Origin of the sequence: Pseudoxanthomonas sp. 3HH-4, assembly GCF_006716465.1 — a bacterium.
In the GTDB taxonomy this organism is placed as follows: Bacteria; Pseudomonadota; Gammaproteobacteria; order Xanthomonadales; family Xanthomonadaceae; genus Pseudoxanthomonas_A.
Genome location: NZ_VFPB01000002.1, coordinates 141,119 through 161,478 on the forward strand (window position 1 = coordinate 141,119; position 20,360 = coordinate 161,478).

At 67.7% G+C, this 20,360-nt stretch carries 21 protein-coding genes; 10 read left to right on the forward strand and 11 right to left on the reverse strand.

From position 1 onward, the window contains the following. The first annotated feature begins 1 nt into the window (after nt 1). Nucleotides 2–883, forward strand: coding sequence for a LysR family transcriptional regulator (locus tag FB548_RS08020; RefSeq protein ID WP_142124262.1), 882 nt, complete (start codon nt 2–4; stop codon nt 881–883). A gap of 3 nt (nt 884–886) precedes the next feature. Here the strand turns inward: FB548_RS08020 and FB548_RS08025 are convergent, their stop codons facing one another. The 7 genes from FB548_RS08025 to prmB form a co-directional block, all read right to left on the reverse strand. Beyond that, complete coding sequence (locus tag FB548_RS08025) at nt 887–1,525, reverse strand: phosphoribosylanthranilate isomerase (protein WP_142124263.1); 639 nt, start codon at nt 1,523–1,525, stop codon at nt 887–889. Nucleotides 1,526–1,645: 120 nt separating this feature from the next. Next, nucleotides 1,646–2,464, reverse strand: coding sequence for a tRNA pseudouridine(38-40) synthase TruA (gene truA, locus FB548_RS08030; RefSeq protein WP_142124264.1), 819 nt, complete (start codon nt 2,462–2,464; stop codon nt 1,646–1,648). A 15-nt stretch (nt 2,465–2,479) separates the two neighbouring features. Then, nucleotides 2,480–4,204 (reverse strand): FimV/HubP family polar landmark protein, encoded by a 1,725-nt coding sequence (locus FB548_RS08035; RefSeq protein WP_345775915.1) that lies wholly within the window; start codon nt 4,202–4,204, stop codon nt 2,480–2,482. Between the two features lie 38 nt (nt 4,205–4,242). Continuing rightward, the gene (locus FB548_RS08040; RefSeq protein ID WP_142124265.1) at nt 4,243–5,268 is read right to left on the reverse strand and encodes an aspartate-semialdehyde dehydrogenase; all 1,026 of its coding nucleotides are present in this window, start codon (nt 5,266–5,268) and stop codon (nt 4,243–4,245) included. Between the two features lie 76 nt (nt 5,269–5,344). Further along, a complete protein-coding gene (locus FB548_RS08045; RefSeq protein WP_142124266.1) occupies nt 5,345–6,385 on the reverse strand; it encodes a D-glycerate dehydrogenase in 1,041 nt (346 codons plus the stop codon). Further along, nucleotides 6,378–7,481, reverse strand: coding sequence for a chorismate synthase (gene aroC, locus FB548_RS08050; protein ID WP_142124267.1), 1,104 nt, complete (start codon nt 7,479–7,481; stop codon nt 6,378–6,380). The genes FB548_RS08045 and aroC overlap by 8 nt, the downstream gene beginning before the upstream one ends. Nucleotides 7,482–7,619: 138 nt before the next feature. Next, nucleotides 7,620–8,549: a 50S ribosomal protein L3 N(5)-glutamine methyltransferase gene (prmB, locus tag FB548_RS08055; RefSeq protein ID WP_142124268.1), complete on the reverse strand. Its 930-nt coding sequence runs from the start codon at nt 8,547–8,549 to the stop codon at nt 7,620–7,622. A gap of 138 nt (nt 8,550–8,687) precedes the next feature. Here prmB and FB548_RS08060 point away from each other — a divergent pair, with 138 nt between their 5' ends. Both FB548_RS08060 and asd read left to right on the forward strand, forming a co-directional pair. Further along, complete coding sequence (locus tag FB548_RS08060; protein ID WP_142124269.1) at nt 8,688–9,341, forward strand: SCO family protein; 654 nt, start codon at nt 8,688–8,690, stop codon at nt 9,339–9,341. Next, entirely contained in the window at nt 9,338–10,183 is an 846-nt protein-coding gene (asd, locus tag FB548_RS08065; protein ID WP_142124270.1) for an archaetidylserine decarboxylase, read from the forward strand. Before FB548_RS08060 ends, asd begins: the two co-directional genes overlap by 4 nt. 33 nt (nt 10,184–10,216) lie before the next feature. On the opposite strand, the gene FB548_RS08070 is transcribed toward asd, so the two are convergent. Beyond that, entirely contained in the window at nt 10,217–10,609 is a 393-nt protein-coding gene (locus FB548_RS08070) for a glutaredoxin family protein (RefSeq protein WP_185742030.1), read from the reverse strand. Nucleotides 10,610–11,175: 566 nt separating this feature from the next. After that, a complete protein-coding gene (locus tag FB548_RS08075; RefSeq protein ID WP_142124272.1) occupies nt 11,176–12,756 on the reverse strand; it encodes a transglycosylase SLT domain-containing protein in 1,581 nt (526 codons plus the stop codon). Nucleotides 12,757–12,890: 134 nt separating this feature from the next. Between FB548_RS08075 and FB548_RS08080 the strand changes: the two genes are divergently transcribed. From FB548_RS08080 to greB, 3 genes are read left to right on the forward strand one after another with little or no spacing between them, the layout of a single operon-like run. After that, nucleotides 12,891–14,393, forward strand: a complete 1,503-nt coding sequence (locus FB548_RS08080) for a helicase HerA-like domain-containing protein (RefSeq protein ID WP_142124273.1) — start codon at nt 12,891–12,893, stop codon at nt 14,391–14,393. A gap of 2 nt (nt 14,394–14,395) precedes the next feature. Beyond that, complete coding sequence (locus FB548_RS08085; RefSeq protein ID WP_142124274.1) at nt 14,396–14,806, forward strand: copper resistance protein NlpE N-terminal domain-containing protein; 411 nt, start codon at nt 14,396–14,398, stop codon at nt 14,804–14,806. 2 nt (nt 14,807–14,808) lie between these two features. After that, the gene (greB, locus tag FB548_RS08090; RefSeq protein ID WP_142124275.1) at nt 14,809–15,312 is read left to right on the forward strand and encodes a transcription elongation factor GreB; all 504 of its coding nucleotides are present in this window, start codon (nt 14,809–14,811) and stop codon (nt 15,310–15,312) included. Nucleotides 15,313–15,315: 3 nt separating this feature from the next. Here greB and FB548_RS08095 read toward each other — a convergent pair whose 3' ends face one another. Both FB548_RS08095 and rimO read right to left on the reverse strand, forming a co-directional pair. After that, nucleotides 15,316–16,143: a DUF3025 domain-containing protein gene (locus FB548_RS08095; protein ID WP_142124276.1), complete on the reverse strand. Its 828-nt coding sequence runs from the start codon at nt 16,141–16,143 to the stop codon at nt 15,316–15,318. Further along, nucleotides 16,140–17,501 carry a 30S ribosomal protein S12 methylthiotransferase RimO gene (rimO, locus tag FB548_RS08100; protein WP_142124277.1) on the reverse strand — a complete coding sequence of 454 codons (1,362 nt, stop codon included), beginning with the start codon at nt 17,499–17,501 and terminating at the stop codon, nt 16,140–16,142. The genes FB548_RS08095 and rimO overlap by 4 nt, the downstream gene beginning before the upstream one ends. Nucleotides 17,502–17,649: 148 nt before the next feature. On the opposite strand from rimO, the gene FB548_RS08105 reads away from it, so the two are divergent. From FB548_RS08105 to FB548_RS08120, 4 genes are read left to right on the forward strand one after another with little or no spacing between them, the layout of a single operon-like run. Further along, nucleotides 17,650–18,309: a dienelactone hydrolase family protein gene (locus FB548_RS08105; RefSeq protein ID WP_142124278.1), complete on the forward strand. Its 660-nt coding sequence runs from the start codon at nt 17,650–17,652 to the stop codon at nt 18,307–18,309. Then, a complete protein-coding gene (locus FB548_RS08110) occupies nt 18,306–18,713 on the forward strand; it encodes an HIT family protein (protein ID WP_142124279.1) in 408 nt (135 codons plus the stop codon). Before FB548_RS08105 ends, FB548_RS08110 begins: the two co-directional genes overlap by 4 nt. Beyond that, nucleotides 18,710–19,408: a 5-oxoprolinase subunit PxpB gene (pxpB, locus tag FB548_RS08115; protein ID WP_142124280.1), complete on the forward strand. Its 699-nt coding sequence runs from the start codon at nt 18,710–18,712 to the stop codon at nt 19,406–19,408. The genes FB548_RS08110 and pxpB overlap by 4 nt, the downstream gene beginning before the upstream one ends. Next, nucleotides 19,405–20,343: a biotin-dependent carboxyltransferase family protein gene (locus tag FB548_RS08120; protein WP_142124281.1), complete on the forward strand. Its 939-nt coding sequence runs from the start codon at nt 19,405–19,407 to the stop codon at nt 20,341–20,343. Before pxpB ends, FB548_RS08120 begins: the two co-directional genes overlap by 4 nt. Nucleotides 20,344–20,360 lie beyond the last annotated feature (17 nt).

Consider the following 20,360-nt stretch of genomic DNA (forward strand, 5'->3'; position numbering starts at 1 on the left):
AATGCCACGTCCCCTGCCTCCCCTCAACGCCCTGCGTGCCTTCGAGGTCGCCGCCCGCCTGGGCAGCCTCAGCCGGGCGGCGGGCGAACTGCACGTCACCCACGGCGCGATCAGTCGCCACATCCGCACACTTGAGGAGGCGCTGGGCCGCCCGCTGTTCGTCCGCGAGGGGCGTGGCCTCGCGCTGACTGCCGACGGCCGGCGCCTGCGCGATATTGCCGGCGACGCGTTCAACAGCCTGCGGGCCGGCTGGAGTGCGCTGCAGCGCGAGCGCCGGCCGGCTGCCTTCGTGCTGGGCTGCCCCGGCAGCCTGCTGGCACGCTGGGTGATCCCCCGGCTGGAACGGTTGGCGACCGACCTGCCGGACCTGACGCTGCACCTGTCCGCACAGGAAGGCGGGATAGATCTGGCCGCGGGCGGCCTGGACGCGGCCCTGCTGCTGGGCGAGGCGCCATGGCCTTCGGCATGGCAGGTGCGGACGCTGGCGCCCGAACAGATCGGTCCCGTGCTCAGCCCCCACCACGCGCGCTTCGCGGCGCTGCGTGATGCCCCGCCGTGGGCATTGCTGGACGAGCCCCTCCTACATACCGTTTCGCGACCGCAGGCGTGGCCGCGCTGGTTCGCCACCCGGCAACTGCCGGACGCGCCGCGCCTGGGCACGGGCTTCGACCACCTCACCTACCTGCTGGAGGCCGCCATCGCCGGTCTCGGCGTCGCCATCGCGCCACGCGAACTGGTGCGGTCCGACCTCGACAGCGGTCGCCTGGTGGCGCCCTGGGGTTTCGTCGACACCGGGGGCGAGTGGGCGCTGTGCAGCGCACGCGGCAATCCTGATCTCCGCATCGCAGCGCTGGCCGACTGGCTGCGCGCGGAACTCGCCTAGCGCCTACGGCGAAGGTCGAGCGTCTGCCACGCGCACCGCGTTAACGAAGCGCCGCATCCTGTCGGCGTCCTTGATGCCGGGACTCGTCTCGATGCCGCTGGATACATCCACGCCCCAGGGGCGTGCCGTGCGCAACGCCAGCCCCACGTTCTCCGGCGACAGACCACCCGCCAGCAGGAACGGCTTGTCGGTGGCGGCCGGCATGCGCCGCCAGTCGAAGCGCTGGCCGCTGCCGCCCTGCTCGCCCGCAGCATGACCGTCGAACAGGAACCCCTGCGCGCCGGGATACGCCGGCAGGGTCGCGAAAGCGCCATCGCCCTGCCCGCCCATTGCGATCGCCTTCCAGAAGGGAACACCGAACGATACGGCGAACGCATCGTCCTCGGCACCGTGGAACTGCAACACGTCAGGCTGCAGCGACTCGACGATCTGCTCCACTTCACCCCGTGGGTTGTCCATCACTAGGGCGACGACCGCGATCTCTTCCGGCACCAGCTCGCGCAGCATGCGCGCCTGGCCCAGCAGCAGGTGGCGCGGGCTGTGCGGCGCGAAGACCAGCCCCAGGTAGTCCACGCCCAGTTCGATGGCGAGGCGGACATCCTCGGCGCGGGTGAGGCCACAGAACTTGATGCGGGTATGCATGGCGGGCGCAGGCGATCTGGCGAGGAGGAAGCGTAGCCGCTTTCGGCAGGTCCCGTGGGGCACTCTCGGGCACGGCGCTTTCCGCGACCCGGTGTACCCGTGTCGCGCCGAAGGGCGCTGCTACAGGGCAATGGAGGGGCTGTCCGGGATGTCCTGCAACGTCACTTCCGCAGGCATCTTCCACTGGGGCGGATACAGCGGACTGACGAAGACCAGCCCATCCGGAGGTGCCGTCGGGCCGGCCACCGTGCGGTCGCGCCCGGCCAGCAGTTCGGCGATCCAGCCTTCGGGCCGTTCGCCGCGCCCCACTACCAGCAAGGAGCCGACGATGTTGCGCACCATGTGGTGCAGGAAGGCGTTGGCCTGTACGTCCACCACGACACGCTCACCTTGGCGCGTGACCGAAATGGCATGCAGGTTGCGCATCGCATGCGGGGACTGGCAGTGAACGGTGCGAAACGCGCCGAAGTCGTTTTCACCCAGCAGCACCTGAGCGGCGCGATGCATCGCGGCGGCGTCCAGCGGCATCCGTTCCCAGCTGAGGTACTGGCGTTCCAGCGCGGGGCGCGCCAACCGGTTCACCAGCGTGTAGCGGTAGCGGCGCGCGCGTGCGGAAAAACGTGCGTGGAAGTCCTCCGCCACCGGCTGGCACCAGCGCACACACACCGCAGGCGGCAGCCGCGCCGTCGTGCCGAGCAGCCAGCTCCGGGGGTCGCGCGCGGCATCGCTGTCGAAGTGCACCACCTGGCATTGCGCATGCACGCCCGCGTCGGTGCGGCCGGCGCAGATGGTGTTCACCTGGGCATTGGCCACCGACGACAGCGCGCCCTCCAGCGCCGCCTGGATGGTGGTGGTGTCGTCCGGCGTGCCGGATTTGCTCAGCCGCTGCCAGCCCAGGAATCCGCCGCCGTCGTATTCGACGCCCAGCGCGTAACGCATCAGCGCATCACCCGGTCATCCGATCTCGCGCAGCAACTGCAGCGCTTCATCGCGGGCGGCGGTGTCGCCGCCGGCGGCGACTTCGTTCAACAGGTCGCGCGCCGTGACCACATCGCCTAGGTCCAGGTAGGCCACCGCCAGTTCCAGCCGCTCGCGGCCCACGGGTGCCGGGGCAGGCGTCGCGACGGCGGCGGGCGCACCGCCGGAATGCCACGTGGGACCCGCCGCGACGGGTGCCGGTTTCACCGCCGGCCTGGACGGCGCAGCCGTCGGCACAATCACGGGTTGCAGGGTCGGGCTGGGCGCGGCGTCCTCCACCGTAGCCGTCGGCATTCCCGCCGCGAGTTCGGCGGCGCGGCTGACGGCCGGCGCCTCGCCGAACACGCCGCTGCGCGGCGCCGGCGCTGGCGACAGACGCTTGCGACGCTGTGCGAAGCCCCATGCCAGCGCGCCCGCGAACAGCAGGCCGAAGCCTGCCCACGCCCACACCGGTACGCCACCATCACTGCCGTTGCTCTGCGCCAACCGCTGCTGGGCGGCGGCGAGATCGCTGTCCTTCATGGCCAGCAGTTTTTCCTGCTGCGCCTTGAGCTTCTCCAGGTCCGCGACCTGCGAGCGCAGTTCCTGCACTTCTGCTTCGCGCGCGGCCAGGTCTTCCTTCGATTGCTGCAACTGCTCGTTCGCCAACATCTCGCCCTCACCACCGGCGTTGAGGCCGGACTGCGTTCCAGAACCCGACGTGCCCGTCGCCACGGGCGCAATTTCCAGGCGCGCTTCCGCCACCTGGGGCGCGGGCGACGCAGACGCCGCAGCAGGCGCCATCCGTTCGACCACGGCCGCAGGCTGCGGGATCGGCGCGCGCGCGCGCCGCCACTCGGCGATCTGGTTGCGCACCAGCGCCGCCGCTTCGCTTTCCAGGATCGTCTGTGCCTCGGCCGTTTCCGGCACGCGCAGCACCGCGCCCTGCTTGAGCAGGTTGACGTTGCCATTGATGAAGGCGTCGGGATTGGCGCGCAGCAGCGCCACCATCGCCTGGTCCAGGGTGTAGCCCTGCTCGCGCGCCAGTGGCGCCGCGATCTGCGACAGCGATTGGCCCCTGCGCACCGGCGCCAGCGTATCGCCAGGGGAAACCTGCGGCACGGGCGCGGCGGTGGCAACGGGCTCCGGCGCTGCACGCACCGGCGCCTCGGGAGCCGGTTGCGCCGCTGGCGGAGGTTCCGGCGTCGCCACGACGACCGGCTCGACCGGTCGGCTGATGGTGTCCGAGGGCACCGCCAGAGGCGCATCGATCACCGGCTGCTCTGCAGCTGCCAGCGTCCCCGGCGCACTGACCAACGCGGAGTATTCGCGTACCAGCCGGCCTTGTCCCCAATCGACCTCGATCAGGAAGTTGACTGCCGGCACATCGACCGGCGTGCGGCTGGTGACGCGGACCACTGGGCGCCCCGCATCATCCAGCGCGACGGTGAAATCCAGTTCATTCACCAGGCCCTGTGGCCGCGGCAGGCCGACGCGCTCGAAGGTCACCGGCGACGCCAGGCGTGCACTCAGCTGTTCCAGCTCGCCGGGCTCGCTGGAAATGATCGGAATCTCGGCCAGCAGAGGCTGACCGGGCTGCGATTTGACCTTGATCTCCCCCAGGCCGAGCGCGAGGGCCACGTTGCTCAGCAACGCGAGCCCCAGCCCGATCATGCCGGCCAGCAGGAGTCTTGCCGCCCGAGGTCTGTGCTTCGGTTTCACGGCCCTTCCCCATGTTTCCCGGCCACGACTATAGCCGCTCAGCCGTTTTTCGCCACCAGTTCCGCCACCTGCACGGCATTCAGGGCAGCGCCCTTGCGGATGTTGTCGGACACGATCCACAGGTTCAGCCCGCGCGGATGCGAGATGTCCTCGCGGATGCGACCGACGTAGACGGCGTCGGTGCCGGAGGCATGGGTGACGGGCGTGGGATAGCCGCCAGGCGCGCGGTCATCGACGACTTCGATGCCCGGGGCGGCTTCCAGCAGCGCGCGCGCCTCGGCGGCGGTGATCTTGTCGCGGGTCTCGATGGCAACGGCTTCGGAGTGCCCGTAGAACACCGGCACGCGCACCGCCGTGGGATTCACCTGGATGCTGTCGTCGCCAAGGATCTTGCGCGTCTCCCACACCAGCTTCATCTCCTCCTTGGTGAAGCCGTTGTCGAGGAACTCGTCGATGTGCGGTATCAGGTTGAAGGCGATCTGCACCGGGAAGCGCTGCGGATCCGGGTCCTGGAAGTTGAGCAGCGCGCCGGTCTGGCGGCCGAGCTCTTCCAGCGCCGAACGGCCGGCGCCTGACACCGACTGATAGGTCGCCACGTTGATGCGTTCGATGCCGTACTTGCGATGGATCGGGGCCAGTGCCACCAGCATCTGCATGGTCGAGCAGTTAGGGTTGGCGATGATGCCGCGCGGACGGTTCTGCACCTGCTCGGGGTTCACTTCGCTGACCACCAGCGGGATATCGGCGTCGTAGCGGAATGCCGAGGAATTGTCGATGACCACGACACCGGCCGCGGCGAATTTCGGCGCGAATTCCTTGGAAATGCTGCCGCCGGCGGAGAACAGCGCGATATCGATGCCGGCAGGATCGAAGGTGGCCAGGTCCTGCACGGTGATCTTTTCGCCGTTAAACTCGACGGTGCTGCCGGCGGAGCGCTCGGAGGCCAGCGCGACAAGCGTGCCGACCGGGAAGTTCCGCTCGGCGAGGATGGACAGCATGGTTTCGCCGACGGCGCCGGTGGCGCCCACGACGGCGACATTGAAGGTTCGGTTCTGGTTGCTCATGGAGGGGTTTTCGCGAAGAAGGGAATGAAGACAGCAGACAAGTGTTGGCTGTGTTCGGGGAACCTGCGGGCGTGCCTCAGGCTCCCTGTCGTTTGGCGATGGTGGTTTTGATGGTCGAGGCGGCAGCCAGCGCATCCGGATTGACCGGCGACGGCGGATTGCCCGCATCCGGACCTTCGCCGAGCGCGGCAATCAGGTTGTCCACCGCCAGCGAAACCATCGCGCGGCGCGTGGCGAGGCTGGCGCTGGCGATATGCGGGGTCAGCACCACGTTGCGCAGCGCGAGCAATTCGGGCCGCACGGCGGGTTCGCCCTCGTAGACATCCAGGCCGGCTGCAGCCAGGCGGCCGTTCGCCAGCGCATCGGCGAGCGCGGCTTCGTCGACGATGCCACCGCGCGCGATGTTCACCAGCGTGGCGGTGGACTTCATCTTCGCCAGCGCCGCGGCATCGACCAGGTGATGGACCTGCGGTGAGTACGGCAACACCAGCACCACATGGTCGGCCTGAGCGAACACGTCGTCGAAGCTGGCGTAGCTCGCACCGCATTCCCGCTCCACCGTGTCCGGAAGGCGGCTGCGGTTGTGGTACAGCACGCGCATGTCGAACCCGCGCGCACGGCGGGCGATGCCCTGCCCGATCCGACCCATGCCGACGATGCCCAGCGTGCTGCCGTGCAGGTCGGCGCCGAGCAGCGTGCCGAACGACCATTGCTGCCACTGTCCTTCACGCAGCCAGCGTTCGGCTTCGGTGATGCGTCGCGCGGTGGCCATCAGCAGCGCGAAGCCGAAGTCGGCCGTGGTCTCGGTCAACACATCCGGAGTATTGGTCGCAACGATGCCAGCCCGTGTCAGCGCATCGACGTCAAGGTTGTTGTAGCCCACGCCGACATTGGCGATGGCGCGCAGCGACGAGGCAGCGGCGATTTCCTCCGCGCCGATCCGCTCATTCAGCGTGATGAGCGCGCCCGCGATGCCGCGCAGCGCATCGGCGATGGCCTGCGGTGTGTATTCGGTGACATGGCTCGTCGATCGCACGTCGAAATGCGCCGCCAGCCGTCCGACGATGTCGTCGAACAACGGCTGCGACACCCAGACGCGCGGCCGCGGCTCAGCCATCGACGCTGCCGGGAACGTACGGCGGCACATCGCCCACGTCGCCGCATTGCGCGCGATGGCGCAACGCCTGGTCCATCAGCACCAGCGCCATCATCGCCTCGGCAATCGGCGTGGCGCGGATGCCCACGCACGGGTCGTGGCGACCCGTGGTGATGACGTCCACGGTGTTGCCGTCCACATCCACCGTCGCGCCCGGCAGGCGCAGGCTGGACGTCGGCTTCAGCACGATGGAGGCGGTAACCTGCTGGCCGGTGGAAATGCCGCCGAGAATGCCGCCGGCATGGTTGGACAGGAAGCCCTCCGGCGTCATCAGGTCGCGGTGTTCGGTGCCCTTCTGGGTGACCGCCGCGAAGCCGTCGCCGATCTCCACGCCCTTCACTGCATTGATGCTCATCAGCGCAGCGGCGAGGTCGCCATCGAGCTTGCCGTAGATCGGCTCGCCCCAACCGGCGGGCACGCCGTCGGCGACGACATTGACGCGTGCGCCGATGGAATCGCCCGACTTGCGCAGCGCATCCATGTAGGTTTCCAGCGACGGTACCTGCGCGGCATGCGGCCAGAAGAACGGGTTGTCTTCCACCGCACCCCAGTCGAAGCCTTCCGGCGTGATCGGGCCAAGCTGCGACAGGTAACCGCGCACGGTCACGCCATGCCGCTGCTGCAGCCATTTCTTGGCAATCACGCCAGCCGCCACACGCATCGTGGTTTCACGAGCGGACGAACGCCCGCCACCGCGCGGGTCGCGGATGCCGTACTTCTGCCAGTAGGTGTAATCGGCATGGCCGGGACGGAACTGCCGCGCGATGTCGGCGTAATCCTTGCTGCGCTGGTCCGTGTTGCGGACCAGCAGCGCGATCGGCGTGCCAGTGGTGCGACCCTCGTACACGCCGCTGAGGATCTCGACCTCATCGGCCTCGCGGCGCGCAGAGGTGTGCCGCGACTTGCCGGTGGCTCGACGCTCCAGGTCGTGACGGAACTCCTCGGGTGCGATCTCCAGCCCCGGCGGGCAGCCGTCGACCACGCAGCCGATCGCCGGCCCGTGCGATTCGCCGAACGTGGTGACCATGAGAAGTTTTCCGAAACTGTTGCTGCTCAAGCGCCGCTCCGCGGATGGAACCACCGGTGCCGGGCGTTGAAGCATCGCATACCGGCCACCCTATTGTGCAGTGCGCCAACGCCGGCCGCGACGGTTGCAGGCGCAACCGCTGCGGACGTTCGCGCGAGGCGTGCGGCCTTATTTTCGCGCGGCGGCGAGTTCAGTGATGCGGGCGTTGTGGCGGATCAGCTCGGCGCACTCGACGGCGAAGATGCCCATCTGCCCCACCTTGAACTCGATCCAGGCGAATTCGACGTCCGGCAGCAACTTGACCAGTGCGCGTTCGGACTCGCCCACTTCGCAGATCAGCAGACCGTCCTGGCTCAGGTGCAGCGGCGCGTCGCGCAGGATCTTCAACACCAGGTCCAGGCCATCGTCGCCGGCGCGCAGGCCGAGTTCGGGCTCGAAGGAGTATTCCTTCGGCAGCGCATCGGTCTCGTCGTTGGTGACGTAGGGCGGATTGGTGACGATCAGGTCGTAGTGCTTGCCGGTAAGCCCGGCGAACAGGTCCGACTTGAGGAACTGCACGTTGTCGGCCAGCAGGCGGGCCTTGTTCTCGGCCGACAGCGCCAGCGCGTCGTCGCTGATGTCGACGCCGTCGACCTGCCAGTCGGGGTTGTAGTGACCCATCGCGATGGCGATGCAGCCCGAACCGGTGCACAGGTCCAGCGCGCGATTGACCTCGCGACCACCCAGCCAGGGCTCGAAACCGGCCTCGATCAGTTCGGCGATCGGCGAACGCGGCACCAGCGCACGCGCATCGCTCTTGAAGCTGAGCCCGGCGAACCAGGCCTCGCCGGTCAGGTAGGCGACCGGGATGCGCTCGTTGACGCGACGCTCGACCAGCGCCAGCACCTGTGCCTTTTCCGCGCTGGTGACGCGCGCCTGGCCGTACGCCGGGCCCAGGTCCGGCGGCAGGTGCAGCGTGTGCAGCACCAGGTGCGAGGCCTCGTCCAGCGCGTTGTCGTAGCTATGGCCGAAGGTCAGGCCGGCGGCATTGAAACGGCTGGCGCCGTAACGGATCAGATCGATGATGGTGTGCAGTTCGGCGGCGACGTCGGCGGTCATGGCAAGGCTTGTGAAGACGCCGGAACGGCGAAGGCCGCCGATTATAGGGGCTGCCCCGGTATCATGGCCGCCTTCACGCCGCGCCCATGCGGCCCCGGCCCACCGGCTGCGCCCTCCTCCTCGTGGGAACCCCACCACATGTTCAACAAGAAGATCGGCCTCATCCTCATCCTGGCGCTCGCCGCCGGCCTGGGCCTGCTGGCCGCACAGAAGTTCTTCGGCCCGGTCACGCCCGCCACCCAATGGCCGGCCACGCAGACGGTGACCCTGTTCCCGCAGGCGCGTCCGCTGCCGCCCTTCTCGCTGCGCCAGTCGGACGGCACCCAACTGGCCGACGGCGAACTGAAAGGCCATTGGACACTGGTATTCCTGGGCTTCACGTTCTGCCCGGACGTCTGCCCGACCACGCTGGCCGAACTCGCCCAGGCGCAGGCCCAGTGGAAGGACCTGCCCGACTCCACCCGCCCGCGCGTGCTGTTCGTGTCGGTCGATCCCGAGCGCGACACGCCCACCCGCATCGGCGAGTACGCCCACGCCTTCCATCCCGACACGATGGCGGCGACGGCCGACGTCCCGACGCTGGAGAACTTCGCCAAATCGTTGGGTTTCGTCTTCATGAAAGTGCCCGGTGACGGCTTCGAGCAGAACCCCAACGACTACAGCATGGACCACTCCTCGGCGATCGGCGTGCTGGACCCGCAAGGCCGCCTAGCCGGCCTGATCCGCCCGCCATTCCAGCCGAAGGCAATCGCCGCGGACATGCGCGCGCTGACCGAGGCCTCGGCAAAATGAGCCTACTGACCTCGCTGACCTACGTCCTGCCGCACCGCTTCCTGTCGTCGCTCGCGCGGCGGCTGGCGTATTCCACCTCCCCGGGCACCAGCCGCTGGCTGATCGATACGGTGACGAAGAAGTTCAACGTCGACCTCGGCGAGGCCGCGAATCCTGATCCGCGTTCCTACCCCAGCTTCAATGCCTTCTTCACCCGCGCGCTGAAGGCCGGCGCACGCGAGGCCGACGCCGATCCGCGCGCGCTGCTGATGCCGGCCGACGGCCACATCAGCCAGTGTGGCCCCATCGAGGACGGGCGCATCTTCCAGGCCAAGGGACAGTCGTTCACCGCGGCGGAACTGCTGGGCGATGCCGCTGCTGCCGAACCCTTCCGCAACGGCCTGTTCGCCACGGTGTACCTGTCGCCTCGCGATTACCACCGCGTGCACATGCCGTGGACCGGCACGCTCCGCGAGACCGTGCACGTGCCAGGGCGCCTTTTCAGCGTCGGCACCGACGCGGTGGCCAACGTGCCGCGACTGTTCGCGCGCAACGAGCGCCTGGTCTGCCATTTCGACACCGACTTCGGTCCGATGGTGTCGGTGATGGTGGGCGCGCTGCTCGTCTCGGGTGTGGAAACGGTTTGGAGCGGCGAAGAGATTCCTGCCTACGGCACCGCGATCACGCGCAAGGATTACCGGGGCAAGGGCATCACGCTGGAGCGGTTCGCGGAGATGGCGCGCTTCAACTATGGCTCGACGGTGATCGTGCTGCTGCCGCCGGGGGTAGCGGAATTGGCGCCTGGCATCAAGGCGGAATCACCGGTACGGCTCGGTCAGCGACTCGCGATGCGCATCGAGTGAGCCCGGCATCGCCGCCGGAGCACGCGCGGCTCGCTAACGGCCAGCAGGGCTGAGGTACCCCTGCTCTTCCAGCAACCCGATCATCCGGCCTCGGTCGTACCCTTCCAGCTTGGCGTTGGTCGTGACGATGACGGGAACCCGTTTCGCGCCGAGACGGTGCAACTCCTGGCGATGCGCCGTCGACGTATCCGCAGGCCGCTCCACGTAATCCACGCCCAGCTCGCGAAGCAACTTCCGGGTCTTCTCGCAGCCGCCGCAGGCCCCGAGGGAATAGAACGCGACCTGCCCTGGGCGCGGGAGGTAGAGAGCATAGTCGCCACGGGTGACGACGAGATCGTTCGATTTTGCCAGTTTGTGTGCGCTGTAGACGCGGCCGCCCCCCAATCCCACCAGAAGTGCCGCCACCACCACGATGAGGGGAAGCATCCTTTTCATGTTCACAGGCATCTCCCGAAGCCGCGGGGATGGCCCCGCGGCGTGTCGTCTCGGATCAGGGGACTTCGCAGTTGCCGCACGTGATGAAGCGGCATGTATTCAGGCTGGTTCGACACTGCGCGGGCGTGTATTGCCCACCCTGCATGCAGATCCTGTAGGACTGATCGCATGCCAGCCAGCATTCGGTACACGGATCGTCGGCCTTCGAGGTGAATGAGAATCCAAGCACCAAAGCAGCCGCACACGCAGACGAAAGCAAGAACGTCTTGATAGACATGACTATCTCCTTGTGATGGAAGCGCTGACGAGTCAGCAATGCCTGTGTACTCCCGCCACTCTCCGGCGAATGCGCGCGTGTGCACATTTTTGGGACGCCGCGTCGCGTATGTACGCCGTCGCGATCGGTTCATCCATTTACGTACAGGCGTTTACGCGCCGCGGGGGCGCTATCAGATGAAAGACCGCTTCCCGGGATCGGACCATCCGTAGGCAACGCGACCCGATGCTTCGCCAATGCTCGAAAGGGGTGTTTGCCGCCGCGGTCCCGGAATGCGGTATTACTTCCTGCAACTCTCCAATTTCAATTCCTGCCCCGGACGCACTGAGTACGCCGGAGCCTTCAATTTGTTCGCGCGCGCCAGCTTCTTGAGGTCGCACTGGAAGCGCTGCGAGATACGGCCCAGCGTATCGCCCTTGGCGACACGATACTCTCGCGTCTGCTCTTTCTTGGGTTCTGCCGCCTGGGGTTCACCGGTTGCGACCGTGGTCGGTACGCCCGCCACCGGCGTCACGTCACCGACCGCTACACTGCCGGTTGGCAGCGCGCTCCGGATCGCCGCAGCAGGATCCGCATTGACCAGCGTGCGGGCCAGCTCGGCGCGCGGGCCGCTGACGCAATAGCGGTTATAGAGGCCGACGATCCGCGTATTGGCCTTCAACGTGGTGCCAGCCGGGATCCAGCTTTCCGCTTGGTACCGCGGATTGAGGTTGCGCAGCGTGCGCATGTAGCCCTCACGCGTGCCGCCGTTGCCCAGGCAAATGGTCAGCTCGTAGATGGATGCGTCGCGCGCCAGCTTCAGGGGCGCAGGTTGCGCGGTGACCTTCGGGAATTCCAGCCCGTACTGGCGCGGGTGCAGGAACAGCCACGCCGCCGCGATCACCATCGGCACGTAGTCGCGCGTCTCGCCCGGGAATTGCCGGTAGACCACGTCATCCCAGAAGCCGAGGCCGGGGTTCTCGCGATAGACGCGCGCCGCACGGCCTTCACCACCGTTGTAGGCCGCCAACGCCAGTTCGATGTTGTTGTTCAGTCCTCGCATGCGCTCGTTCATGTAGGCCGCGCTGGCCTGCCCGGAGGCATACGGGTCATAACGCGTATCGAAACCGCTGGCATCGCGGCCCAGCCCGAAACGCGCGCCGGTGTGGAACATGAACTGCATCGGCCCCGCTGCACCCGCGCGCGAGGTGGAATGCACGCGGCCGTTGGATTCCTTCGCCATGATGCCGAACAGCAATGCTTCCGGCAGGCCGCTGCGCTCCCATGCGGGGTACAGGTCCGAGCGCATGTTCTGGTAATTCTCGAAGCTGTCGATCAACGCCGGGCGCATGTCGGTCAGCCAGCGGCGGATGCCTGCCTGGACCGCCGGGTTGTACTCCACCATGCGATCGAATGCGTGCCGCTGATCGTTGAGCAGCGCCGCGGTGCGGGCCGTCTCCGGTACCGGGGCGCTCGCTGCGATGGCGTGGTCGGTGCCGTCGTCCAGCCCATCGATCGCGTCGCCCTCGCCCGCATCATCTTCACCCTGCGCGTCGGCGTTGCCCTTGAGCAGGCGTTTGTACGTTGCCAGCAAGGTAGGCACCTGGCAGCCGCGCTGCCTGATGCAGGCGTCCAGCACGTCTTCCATGTCCTCCAGCGCAGCATCGCTCTCCGTTGCGCCACGCGGATCGCTGTTGGCCACCAGCACCAGGCCATCGCGGTAGCGCTTCTCGGCGGCGGCCATGCGCTGCTCGAGCGCCTCCGCAGCAGCGCGGTCACGCGCGGACACCCGTTGGGCCAGTGAAACAGGCGAGACCAGCAGCAGGGAGAGGGCGACCGCAACGGGCCAGTGGCGCAGACAGGCAGGAACCGCAAACGACATCGGTGAGCATCCAGAGTGTGAGTCGGGAGGGTAGCCCCCGCCATGCATCCCGGGCAAGGTCGCGCGTCATGGAACGTTTCCCCGGATGCAGCATCCAGCCGCTAGAATCCGGGCATCATCACGCGAGGTTGAACATGGATCCCATCCTGCTGGGCAAGGGCGTCACGGACGACATTCCGGTCACGCTGCAACCGAAGTTCGGCAATCGCCACGGTCTGGTGGCCGGCGCCACCGGCACCGGCAAGACGGTCACACTGATGACGCTGGCCGAAGGCTTCTCGCGGATGGGCGTGCCGGTGTTCATGGCCGACGTGAAGGGCGACGTGGCCGGCCTGGCCTCCGCCGGCGATGGCAGCGAACGTGTCATGCAGCGCGCGAGGGATATCGGCATCGCCGACTACGCGCCCGGGGCGAATCCGGTGATCTTCTGGGACCTGTACGGCAAGCTCGGCCACCCGGTCCGCACCACCGTCAGCGAGATGGGCCCCACCCTGCTCTCGCGCATCCTGGAACTGAACGACACCCAGAGCGGCGTGCTCGACATCGTGTTCAAGCTGGCCGATGACCGCGGCCTGCTGCTGCTCGACCTGGAAGACCTGCGCGCGCTGCTCGGCCTGGTCGCGGCCGAGCGCAAGGACATTTCCACCAGCTACGGCCTGGTCAGCACGCAGTCGGTGGGCGCGATCCAGCGCGCGCTGCTGCGGCTGGAGCAGGAGGGCGGCGAGATGTTCTTCGGCGAGCCGGCGCTGGAACTGGCCGACCTGATGCGCACGAACACCGACGGCCGCGGCGTGATCGGCATCCTGGCCGCGGACCAGCTGATCATGAAGCCGCGCCTGTATTCCAGCTTCCTGCTGTGGCTGCTGTCCGAGCTGTTCGAGACGCTGCCCGAAGTCGGCGACCTGGACAAGCCCAAGCTGGTGTTCGTCTTCGACGAGGCACATCTGCTGTTCGACGATGCGCCGGCCGCCCTGCAGCAACGCATCGAACAGGTCGTGCGCCTGATCCGCTCGAAGGGCGTAGGCGTGTACTTCTGTTCGCAGTTCCCCGACGACGTACCCGACAACATCCTGGGCCAGCTGGGCAACCGCGTGCAGCATGCATTGCGCGCCTTCACCCCGCGCGACCAGAAAGCCGTAAAGACCGCTGCGGAAACGTTCGTGCCGAACCCGAAGCTGGACGTGGCGCAGGCCATCTCGAAACTGGGCACGGGCGAAGCGCTGGTTTCGACGCTGCAGGACAAGGGTATCCCCTCGCCCGTGCAGCAGACGATGGTATCGCCGCCGCGCTGCCGCATGGGTGCGATCAGCGAGGCCGAGCGCCAGCAGGTTCGCAACGGCAGTCCCGTGGGCGGCAAGTACGACACCGCCATCGACCGCGAATCCGCTGCCGAAATGCTGGCCAAACGCGCGGAATCGGCGATGGAAACCGCTAATGCGCCCGCCGCGAAGACCGAGCAGGACGATCCGGATGCCGGCGGCTTCGGCCAGACGGTGAAAGATGCGGTGTTCGGTACCAAGCGCCGCCAGGGCATGATCGAGACGATGGCCAAGCAGACCACCCGCACCATCGGCACCAGACTGGGCAACCAGATCGTGCGCGGCATTCTGGGCAGCATCTTCGGCGGCAAACGCTGATCATGCCGACGAAAGGGTTGCCTGCCGCACTGGCATGCGTGCTGCCGATGGTGGCATCCGCCGCGAACCCGACGCCGGCGACCTTCACGGGCTGGTTCTTCGGCACGGTGCCGGACGCCGCCTGCATCTCGCATGATGCACTGCTGGATCTTCAGGCCGACGGACGCTACACCCTGCAGGGGCATTGCCAGGATGATCTGCAGGCAGCACCGCTTCGGACGGGGCAATGGTCGGTGATGTGGAACGGGACGTGCGTGCAACTCATGCCCGATGGCCACGCGGCGCGGCCACTCGAATTCGCCATCCATGACGATGATCTGCTGGTGCTGACCATCGGCAGCTGCATCGAACCGGTCGAAGACCCACGCGGCCGCACGTTGCGCCGTGCGACGAACGACCGCGGGAACGACTGACGATGTCGCGCTGGCGCCCACCGGGTGAGAGAAGCACCGCCCTGATCACCCGCGAAGGCCACGACCGGCTGAAGGCCGAGCTGGACGATCTCTGGCGCGTGCGGCGACCGGAAGTGGTCAAGGCCCTCGCGGCGGCAGCGGCGGAAGGTGATCGCTCCGAGAACGCCGAGTACACCTACCGGAAGAAGCAGCTCGGCGAGATCGACCGTCGCGTGCGCTACCTGAGCAAACGACTGGAAGCGCTGCGCGTGGTTGATACCGCGCCAAGCGATCCCGAAGCCGTGTTCTTCGGCGCCACTGTCGAACTGGAAAACGTAGCCAGCGGCGAAACCTCGCGCTACCGCATCGTCGGCCCCGACGAGACCGACGCGGCGCGCGGCTGGATCAGCATCGACTCGCCGATGGCACGTGCGCTGCTGAAGAAGCGCATCGATGACGAATTTCCCGTGGAGCTGCCGGGCGGCATCACCCGCTTCGTGCTGGTGGACGTCAGCTACGCGGGTTGATCCTCACAGCGGCTGCGGGTAGACGCGACCCTCTCGCAGCGGCCGGAAGTAGTCTGCCTGCGCATAGAACGCTTCACTCTGTCCTGCGTGCCACCCCGGGATACCGGCCAGCGGCAGCGGGCGCAGCTCCGCAGGCGTGGCGAGGGCCGCCCCGGCGGAAATCGCTTCGACCACGCGCGCGACACAGTCGGCCGGATCGCCCTGCACCACCAGACACTTGCCGACCAGCAGCCGTCCCGGCATCAACATCTGCTCCATGAGCGCATGCCCGGCCACGGCAGCCACCGCTATGCCGCCGTTGCGCCAGCGTCCGGCATTCGCATGGAACAGCGCCACCCAGTCGTGTCGATCCCAAAGATCCAGCAGCACCGGGTCGCGCACCTGCACGATAACGCCGGCTTCATCGAACTGGGTCAGGGCCTGTTGGGCCGGACTGCGCTCGCTCGTTCCCATCCGTGCGATGTGTCGGCATTGCTGCTGGTTGAGGGCGTGCTTAAGGGCCAGGTGACGCATCCAGACCATCGCGTTGAACAGGTCGTGCCAGTTCTCCGGCCGCGTGGCGATGCGCCCTTGGGCGATGCGCGCTTCGTAGTGCAGCCCGTCGGCGAGCAACGTCGCGTCCTGCCTCACGAAGTGCGGCCCGGACGCTGGCATGCGCGCATTGAGGGTTTCGATGTCCGGCCACCGTGCGGCGGTAAGCAGGTCCAGGTAGTCGCCGTAGCCGTCGAACACGGGATGCCGGAAACACCCGGCCTCTACCTGTCCCCGCAAGGGCGCGATGAAACGACGCCGGCCATCGCCAGCGCGGATTCCGGCGATCGGCGCCGTCACAGCACCTGGAGGTCGAGTGCGGCGCCCGCGGTGCCGACGATGGCGTCGCCGATCAGGTCGTGCTCGTCGCTCTCGGTGATCTCCACGTCGACAAATTGGCCGACGCGCAGACCCAGCTCGCCGCCATTCTGGATGTGCACCAGCCCATCGATCTCCGGCGCATCGGCCTTCGAACGCGCTACGGCGATGTCGTCCTCGATCAGGTCCACCAGGCACTGCTGCACCGTGCCGATCTTGGCTTCGAGACGCGCGGCGGAGATTTCCGCCTGCTTCTCCATGAAACGCGCCAGGCGTTCCTGCTTGACCTCTTCCGGCACCGGATCCGGCAGCAGGTTCGCGGCCGCACCTTCGACCGGCGAATAGGCGAACGCACCGACGCGGTCCAGCTGCGCCTCGTCGAGGAACTGCAGAAGCTCCTCGAATTCCTGGTCGGTCTCGCCCGGGAAGCCGACGATGAAGGTCGATCGCAGGGTGATGTCCGGGCAGATCGCGCGCCAGCGCTTCACGCGCTCCAGCGTCTTGTCGACGGCGCCGGGGCGCTTCATCAGCTTGAGGATGCGCGGGCTGGCGTGCTGGAACGGGATGTCCAGGTACGGCAGCACCTTGCCTTCGGCCATCAGCGGGACAACGTCGTCCACGTGCGGATACGGGTAGACATAGTGCATGCGCACCCAGGCATCGAGTTCGCCCAGCCCTTCGCACAGTGCCTTCATGCGCGTCTGGTACGCCTTGCCGCGCCACTCGCGCTCGGCGTACTTCACGTCCACGCCATAAGCCGAAGTATCCTGCGACACCACCAGCAGTTCCTTCACCCCGCCTCGCACCAGCCGCTCGGCCTCGCGCAGCACATCGTCGATCGGTCGCGACACCAGGTCGCCGCGCATCGACGGGATGATGCAGAAGCTGCAGCGGTGATTGCAACCCTCTGAAATCTTCAGGTACGCATAGTGCCGCGGCGTCAGCTTGACGCCGTAGTCCGGGACCAGGTCGACGAAGGGGTCGTGCTTGGGCGGCAGCGCCGCGTGCAGCGCCTCCATCACGCTCTGGTAGTCCTGCGGACCACTGATCGACAACACGTCCGGATACTGCTCGCGGATCTGCTCCGGGCGCTTGCCCAGGCAGCCGGTGACGATGACCTTGCCGTTCTCGTTCATCGCCTCGCCGATGGCGTCGAGCGATTCCGCCACGGCCGAATCGATGAAGCCGCAGGTGTTCACCACCACCACGTCGGCCGCGTCGTAGGTCGGCACGATGTCGTATCCCTCCACACGGAGCTGGGTGAGGATGCGTTCGGAATCGACCAGGGCTTTCGGGCAGCCGAGGCTGACGAAGCCCACTTTGGGGTTCTGCAGGGACATGGGGAGTACGGCGGCGGCGTGTACGGGGCCGCGGATTATAGCCCCCTGGCATCGGTAGGCCTGGCCGGACCGTTCAGGCGGTGCTCCCTGCACACCGCCCTACCCGGTGGCGCCTACACTGTCACGCCTTCACGAACGGACCCCACGCATGGGCCAGTGGCTGCCTTTCGAATCCCCACACGGCCGCATCCACGCCTGGCGGGCCGATCCCGAGGGCGCGCCGCGCGGCGCGCTGGTCGTGGTGCAGGAAATCTTCGGCGTCAATCCGCATATCCGCACCGTGGCCGAAGGATTTGCGCGCGAGGGTTACGTCGCGCTGGCGCCAGCCTACTTCGACCCGGTCGAGCACGGCGTGGAACTGGACTACGACGCCGACGGCATCGCGCGCGGGAAGGTCCTGATCACTGCGTTGGGTCTGGAACGCGCGTCGGACATCACCCGCGCCGCGGCTGATGCGCTGGCGGGCCACGGCAGGGTCGGCGCCGTGGGCTATTGCTGGGGCGGCACCGTCGCGCTGCTCGCCGCGCTGCGGCTGGGCCTGCCGTCGGTCTGCTATTACGGCGCGCGCAACCTGCCGTTCCTGGGTGAGACGCCGCAGGCGGCGGTGATGTTCCACTTCGGCGAACAGGATGCTTCCATCCCGCCAGCCATGGTGCAGGCGCATCGCGACGCCCTTCCGCAGATGGCGGTGCATACCTATCCCGCTGGACACGGGTTCAACTGCGACCTGCGGGCCGACTATGATCCTGCCAGTGCACAGATCGCGCGCCAGCGCACGCTCGATTTCTTCAGGACCCATCTTTCATGAGCGACTTCGTCCTCGACCCGCGATTGGCCGCCGACAGTGTTTTCGTCGCCGAAGGCCCGTTGTCGCAAGTCCGCCTGATGGATGACACGCGTTTCCCCTGGCTCGTGCTGGTGCCGCGCGTCGCCGCCGTCAGCGAATGGCTGGACCTGGACGGCGGCCAGCAGCGCCTGCTGCTGGCGGAGATCAACCAGGCGGGCAACCTGATCCGCGCGCAGGACGGCGTGCAGAAACTCAACATCGGCGCGCTCGGCAACATCGTGCGGCAACTGCACGTCCACCTGGTCGGACGGCATGACGGCGATGCGGCCTGGCCGGGAGCGGTATGGGGCAGCGGCGCGATGGTCCGGCACACGCCCGGTGAGTTGGCCGATGAAGTCGCGAGCTGGCAGCAGCGGCTGCGATGAGCGGTCCCCGCATTGAACCGCTGGGCGACGACGCCCTGCTGGTGCGCTTCGGCGACGGCATCGATGACGACACCAACCAGCGCGTGCACGCCCTGGCCCGTCACCTGCGCCACCTCGCACCCGTATGGCTGCGCGACCTGGTGCCGGCCTATGCCAGCCTTGGCGTATTTTTCGACAGCACGTGCATGTCGGGCGACGATCCCCATGACGTTGTCGCGAAAGCGATGGTCGGTTGGGCGGAACTGCCGACGCCGCTCGAGAACGCGACAGCCACGCTCCACGAGATCCCGGTGTGCTACGGCGCTGGCTTCGGCGAGGACCTCGCGACGGCTGCACGTGAACTCGGGTTGGAGGAAGCCGAGCTGATCGCGCGCCACAGCGCACCGCATTATCGCGTCGCGATGATCGGATTCGCGCCGGGATTCCCCTACCTGCTGGGACTTGATCCCGGGCTCGCACTGCCGCGACTGGCAACACCGCGTGCACGGGTGCCGGCTGGCTCCGTGGCGGTGGGCGGCGCGCAGACCGGCATCTATCCACATGCGAGCCCCGGCGGCTGGCGCCTGCTCGGGCGTACGCCGCTGGTGTTGTTCGATGCACAGCGCGACGTGCCTTCGCTGCTGCTGCCGGGTGATGAAATCCGCTTCGTGCCTATCGATGCGCAAGCCTTCGTCGCACTGGCAGGCAACGCATGAGCCGCTGGGAAGTGCTGTCGCCGGGTCTGCAGACCACCGTGCAGGACCAGGGCCGCACCGGCTGGCGTCACCTGGGCGTGGCGCGCGCCGGCGCGCTTGATCCGTCCGCGCTGGCGCTGGCCAACCGGCTGGTCGGCAATGCGGAATCCTGTGCCGGGCTGGAGATCGTGCTGCAGGGACCACGCCTTCGCCTGCCCCGACCCTCCCTCATCGCACTGGTGGGCGCACGCGTGCAGGCCTCGTGGAACGACCTGCCCTTGCCGATGGGACGGCCGATCCACCTGCCGTCCGGAGAACTGAAACTGGGTGCGGTGCGCGACGGCGCTCGCGCTTGGCTGGCGATGACCGGCGGCATGGATGTCGCACCCGTATTGGGCAGCCGTAGCACCGACCTGCGTGGCGGCTTCGGTGGTCATGAAGGACGTGCCCTGCGAGCCGGCGATCTGCTGCCGGCCGGGAGCAGCGCCGGTGCCGCCACGCAGCCGCGGTTTCCCGCCTGGTGGATCGATCCGGATGATCCTTGGACCGCGGATCGGCACGTGCTGCGCTATGTCCCGTTGCATCACGCGGCAGCGTCTGCGCTCGGCACGCAGCGCTGGCGCGTCCACCCCAACAGCAACCGGCAGGGACTTCGACTGGACGGGACACCGCTTGAAGCGCAGGACGGCAGTGGCGTCTCCGAGCCGGTGGCGGTGGGCACGCTGCAGCTTCCTCCCGACGGGCAGCCGATCCTGCTGCTTGCGGATGCACAGACGGTGGGCGGTTACCCGCGCCTGGGCCATGTGATTGCCTGCGACCTGGGCCGGGCGGCGCAGCTGCGTCCCGGCGAATCCGTCCACTTCGAACCCATCGACCTGCGGCAAGCCCGCGCGCTGTCGCTCGGCCATCAGCACCGGCTGGCGCGATTGCGGCTGGCCATGGCACAACGCCTGTAAGCCTGGGGTACGCTCGA

Coding starts and splice junctions, on each gene's coding strand:
- FB548_RS08060 (WP_142124269.1), top strand. CDS start 8,688: ATGTTCAACAAGAAGATCGGCCTCATCCTCATCCTGGCGCTCGCCGCC.
- asd (WP_142124270.1), top strand. CDS start 9,338: ATGAGCCTACTGACCTCGCTGACCTACGTCCTGCCGCACCGCTTCCTG.
- pxpB (WP_142124280.1), top strand. CDS start 18,710: ATGAGCGGTCCCCGCATTGAACCGCTGGGCGACGACGCCCTGCTGGTG.
- truA (WP_142124264.1), bottom strand. CDS start 2,464: ATGCGTTACGCGCTGGGCGTCGAATACGACGGCGGCGGATTCCTGGGC.
- FB548_RS08085 (WP_142124274.1), top strand. CDS start 14,396: ATGCCGACGAAAGGGTTGCCTGCCGCACTGGCATGCGTGCTGCCGATG.
- rimO (WP_142124277.1), bottom strand. CDS start 17,501: ATGTCCCTGCAGAACCCCAAAGTGGGCTTCGTCAGCCTCGGCTGCCCG.
- FB548_RS08110 (WP_142124279.1), top strand. CDS start 18,306: ATGAGCGACTTCGTCCTCGACCCGCGATTGGCCGCCGACAGTGTTTTC.
- FB548_RS08105 (WP_142124278.1), top strand. CDS start 17,650: ATGGGCCAGTGGCTGCCTTTCGAATCCCCACACGGCCGCATCCACGCC.
- FB548_RS08120 (WP_142124281.1), top strand. CDS start 19,405: ATGAGCCGCTGGGAAGTGCTGTCGCCGGGTCTGCAGACCACCGTGCAG.
- prmB (WP_142124268.1), bottom strand. CDS start 8,549: ATGACCGCCGACGTCGCCGCCGAACTGCACACCATCATCGATCTGATC.
- FB548_RS08070 (WP_185742030.1), bottom strand. CDS start 10,609: ATGCTTCCCCTCATCGTGGTGGTGGCGGCACTTCTGGTGGGATTGGGG.
- FB548_RS08075 (WP_142124272.1), bottom strand. CDS start 12,756: ATGTCGTTTGCGGTTCCTGCCTGTCTGCGCCACTGGCCCGTTGCGGTC.
- FB548_RS08040 (WP_142124265.1), bottom strand. CDS start 5,268: ATGAGCAACCAGAACCGAACCTTCAATGTCGCCGTCGTGGGCGCCACC.
- FB548_RS08045 (WP_142124266.1), bottom strand. CDS start 6,385: ATGGCTGAGCCGCGGCCGCGCGTCTGGGTGTCGCAGCCGTTGTTCGAC.
- greB (WP_142124275.1), top strand. CDS start 14,809: ATGTCGCGCTGGCGCCCACCGGGTGAGAGAAGCACCGCCCTGATCACC.
- FB548_RS08020 (WP_142124262.1), top strand. CDS start 2: ATGCCACGTCCCCTGCCTCCCCTCAACGCCCTGCGTGCCTTCGAGGTC.
- FB548_RS08080 (WP_142124273.1), top strand. CDS start 12,891: ATGGATCCCATCCTGCTGGGCAAGGGCGTCACGGACGACATTCCGGTC.
- FB548_RS08025 (WP_142124263.1), bottom strand. CDS start 1,525: ATGCATACCCGCATCAAGTTCTGTGGCCTCACCCGCGCCGAGGATGTC.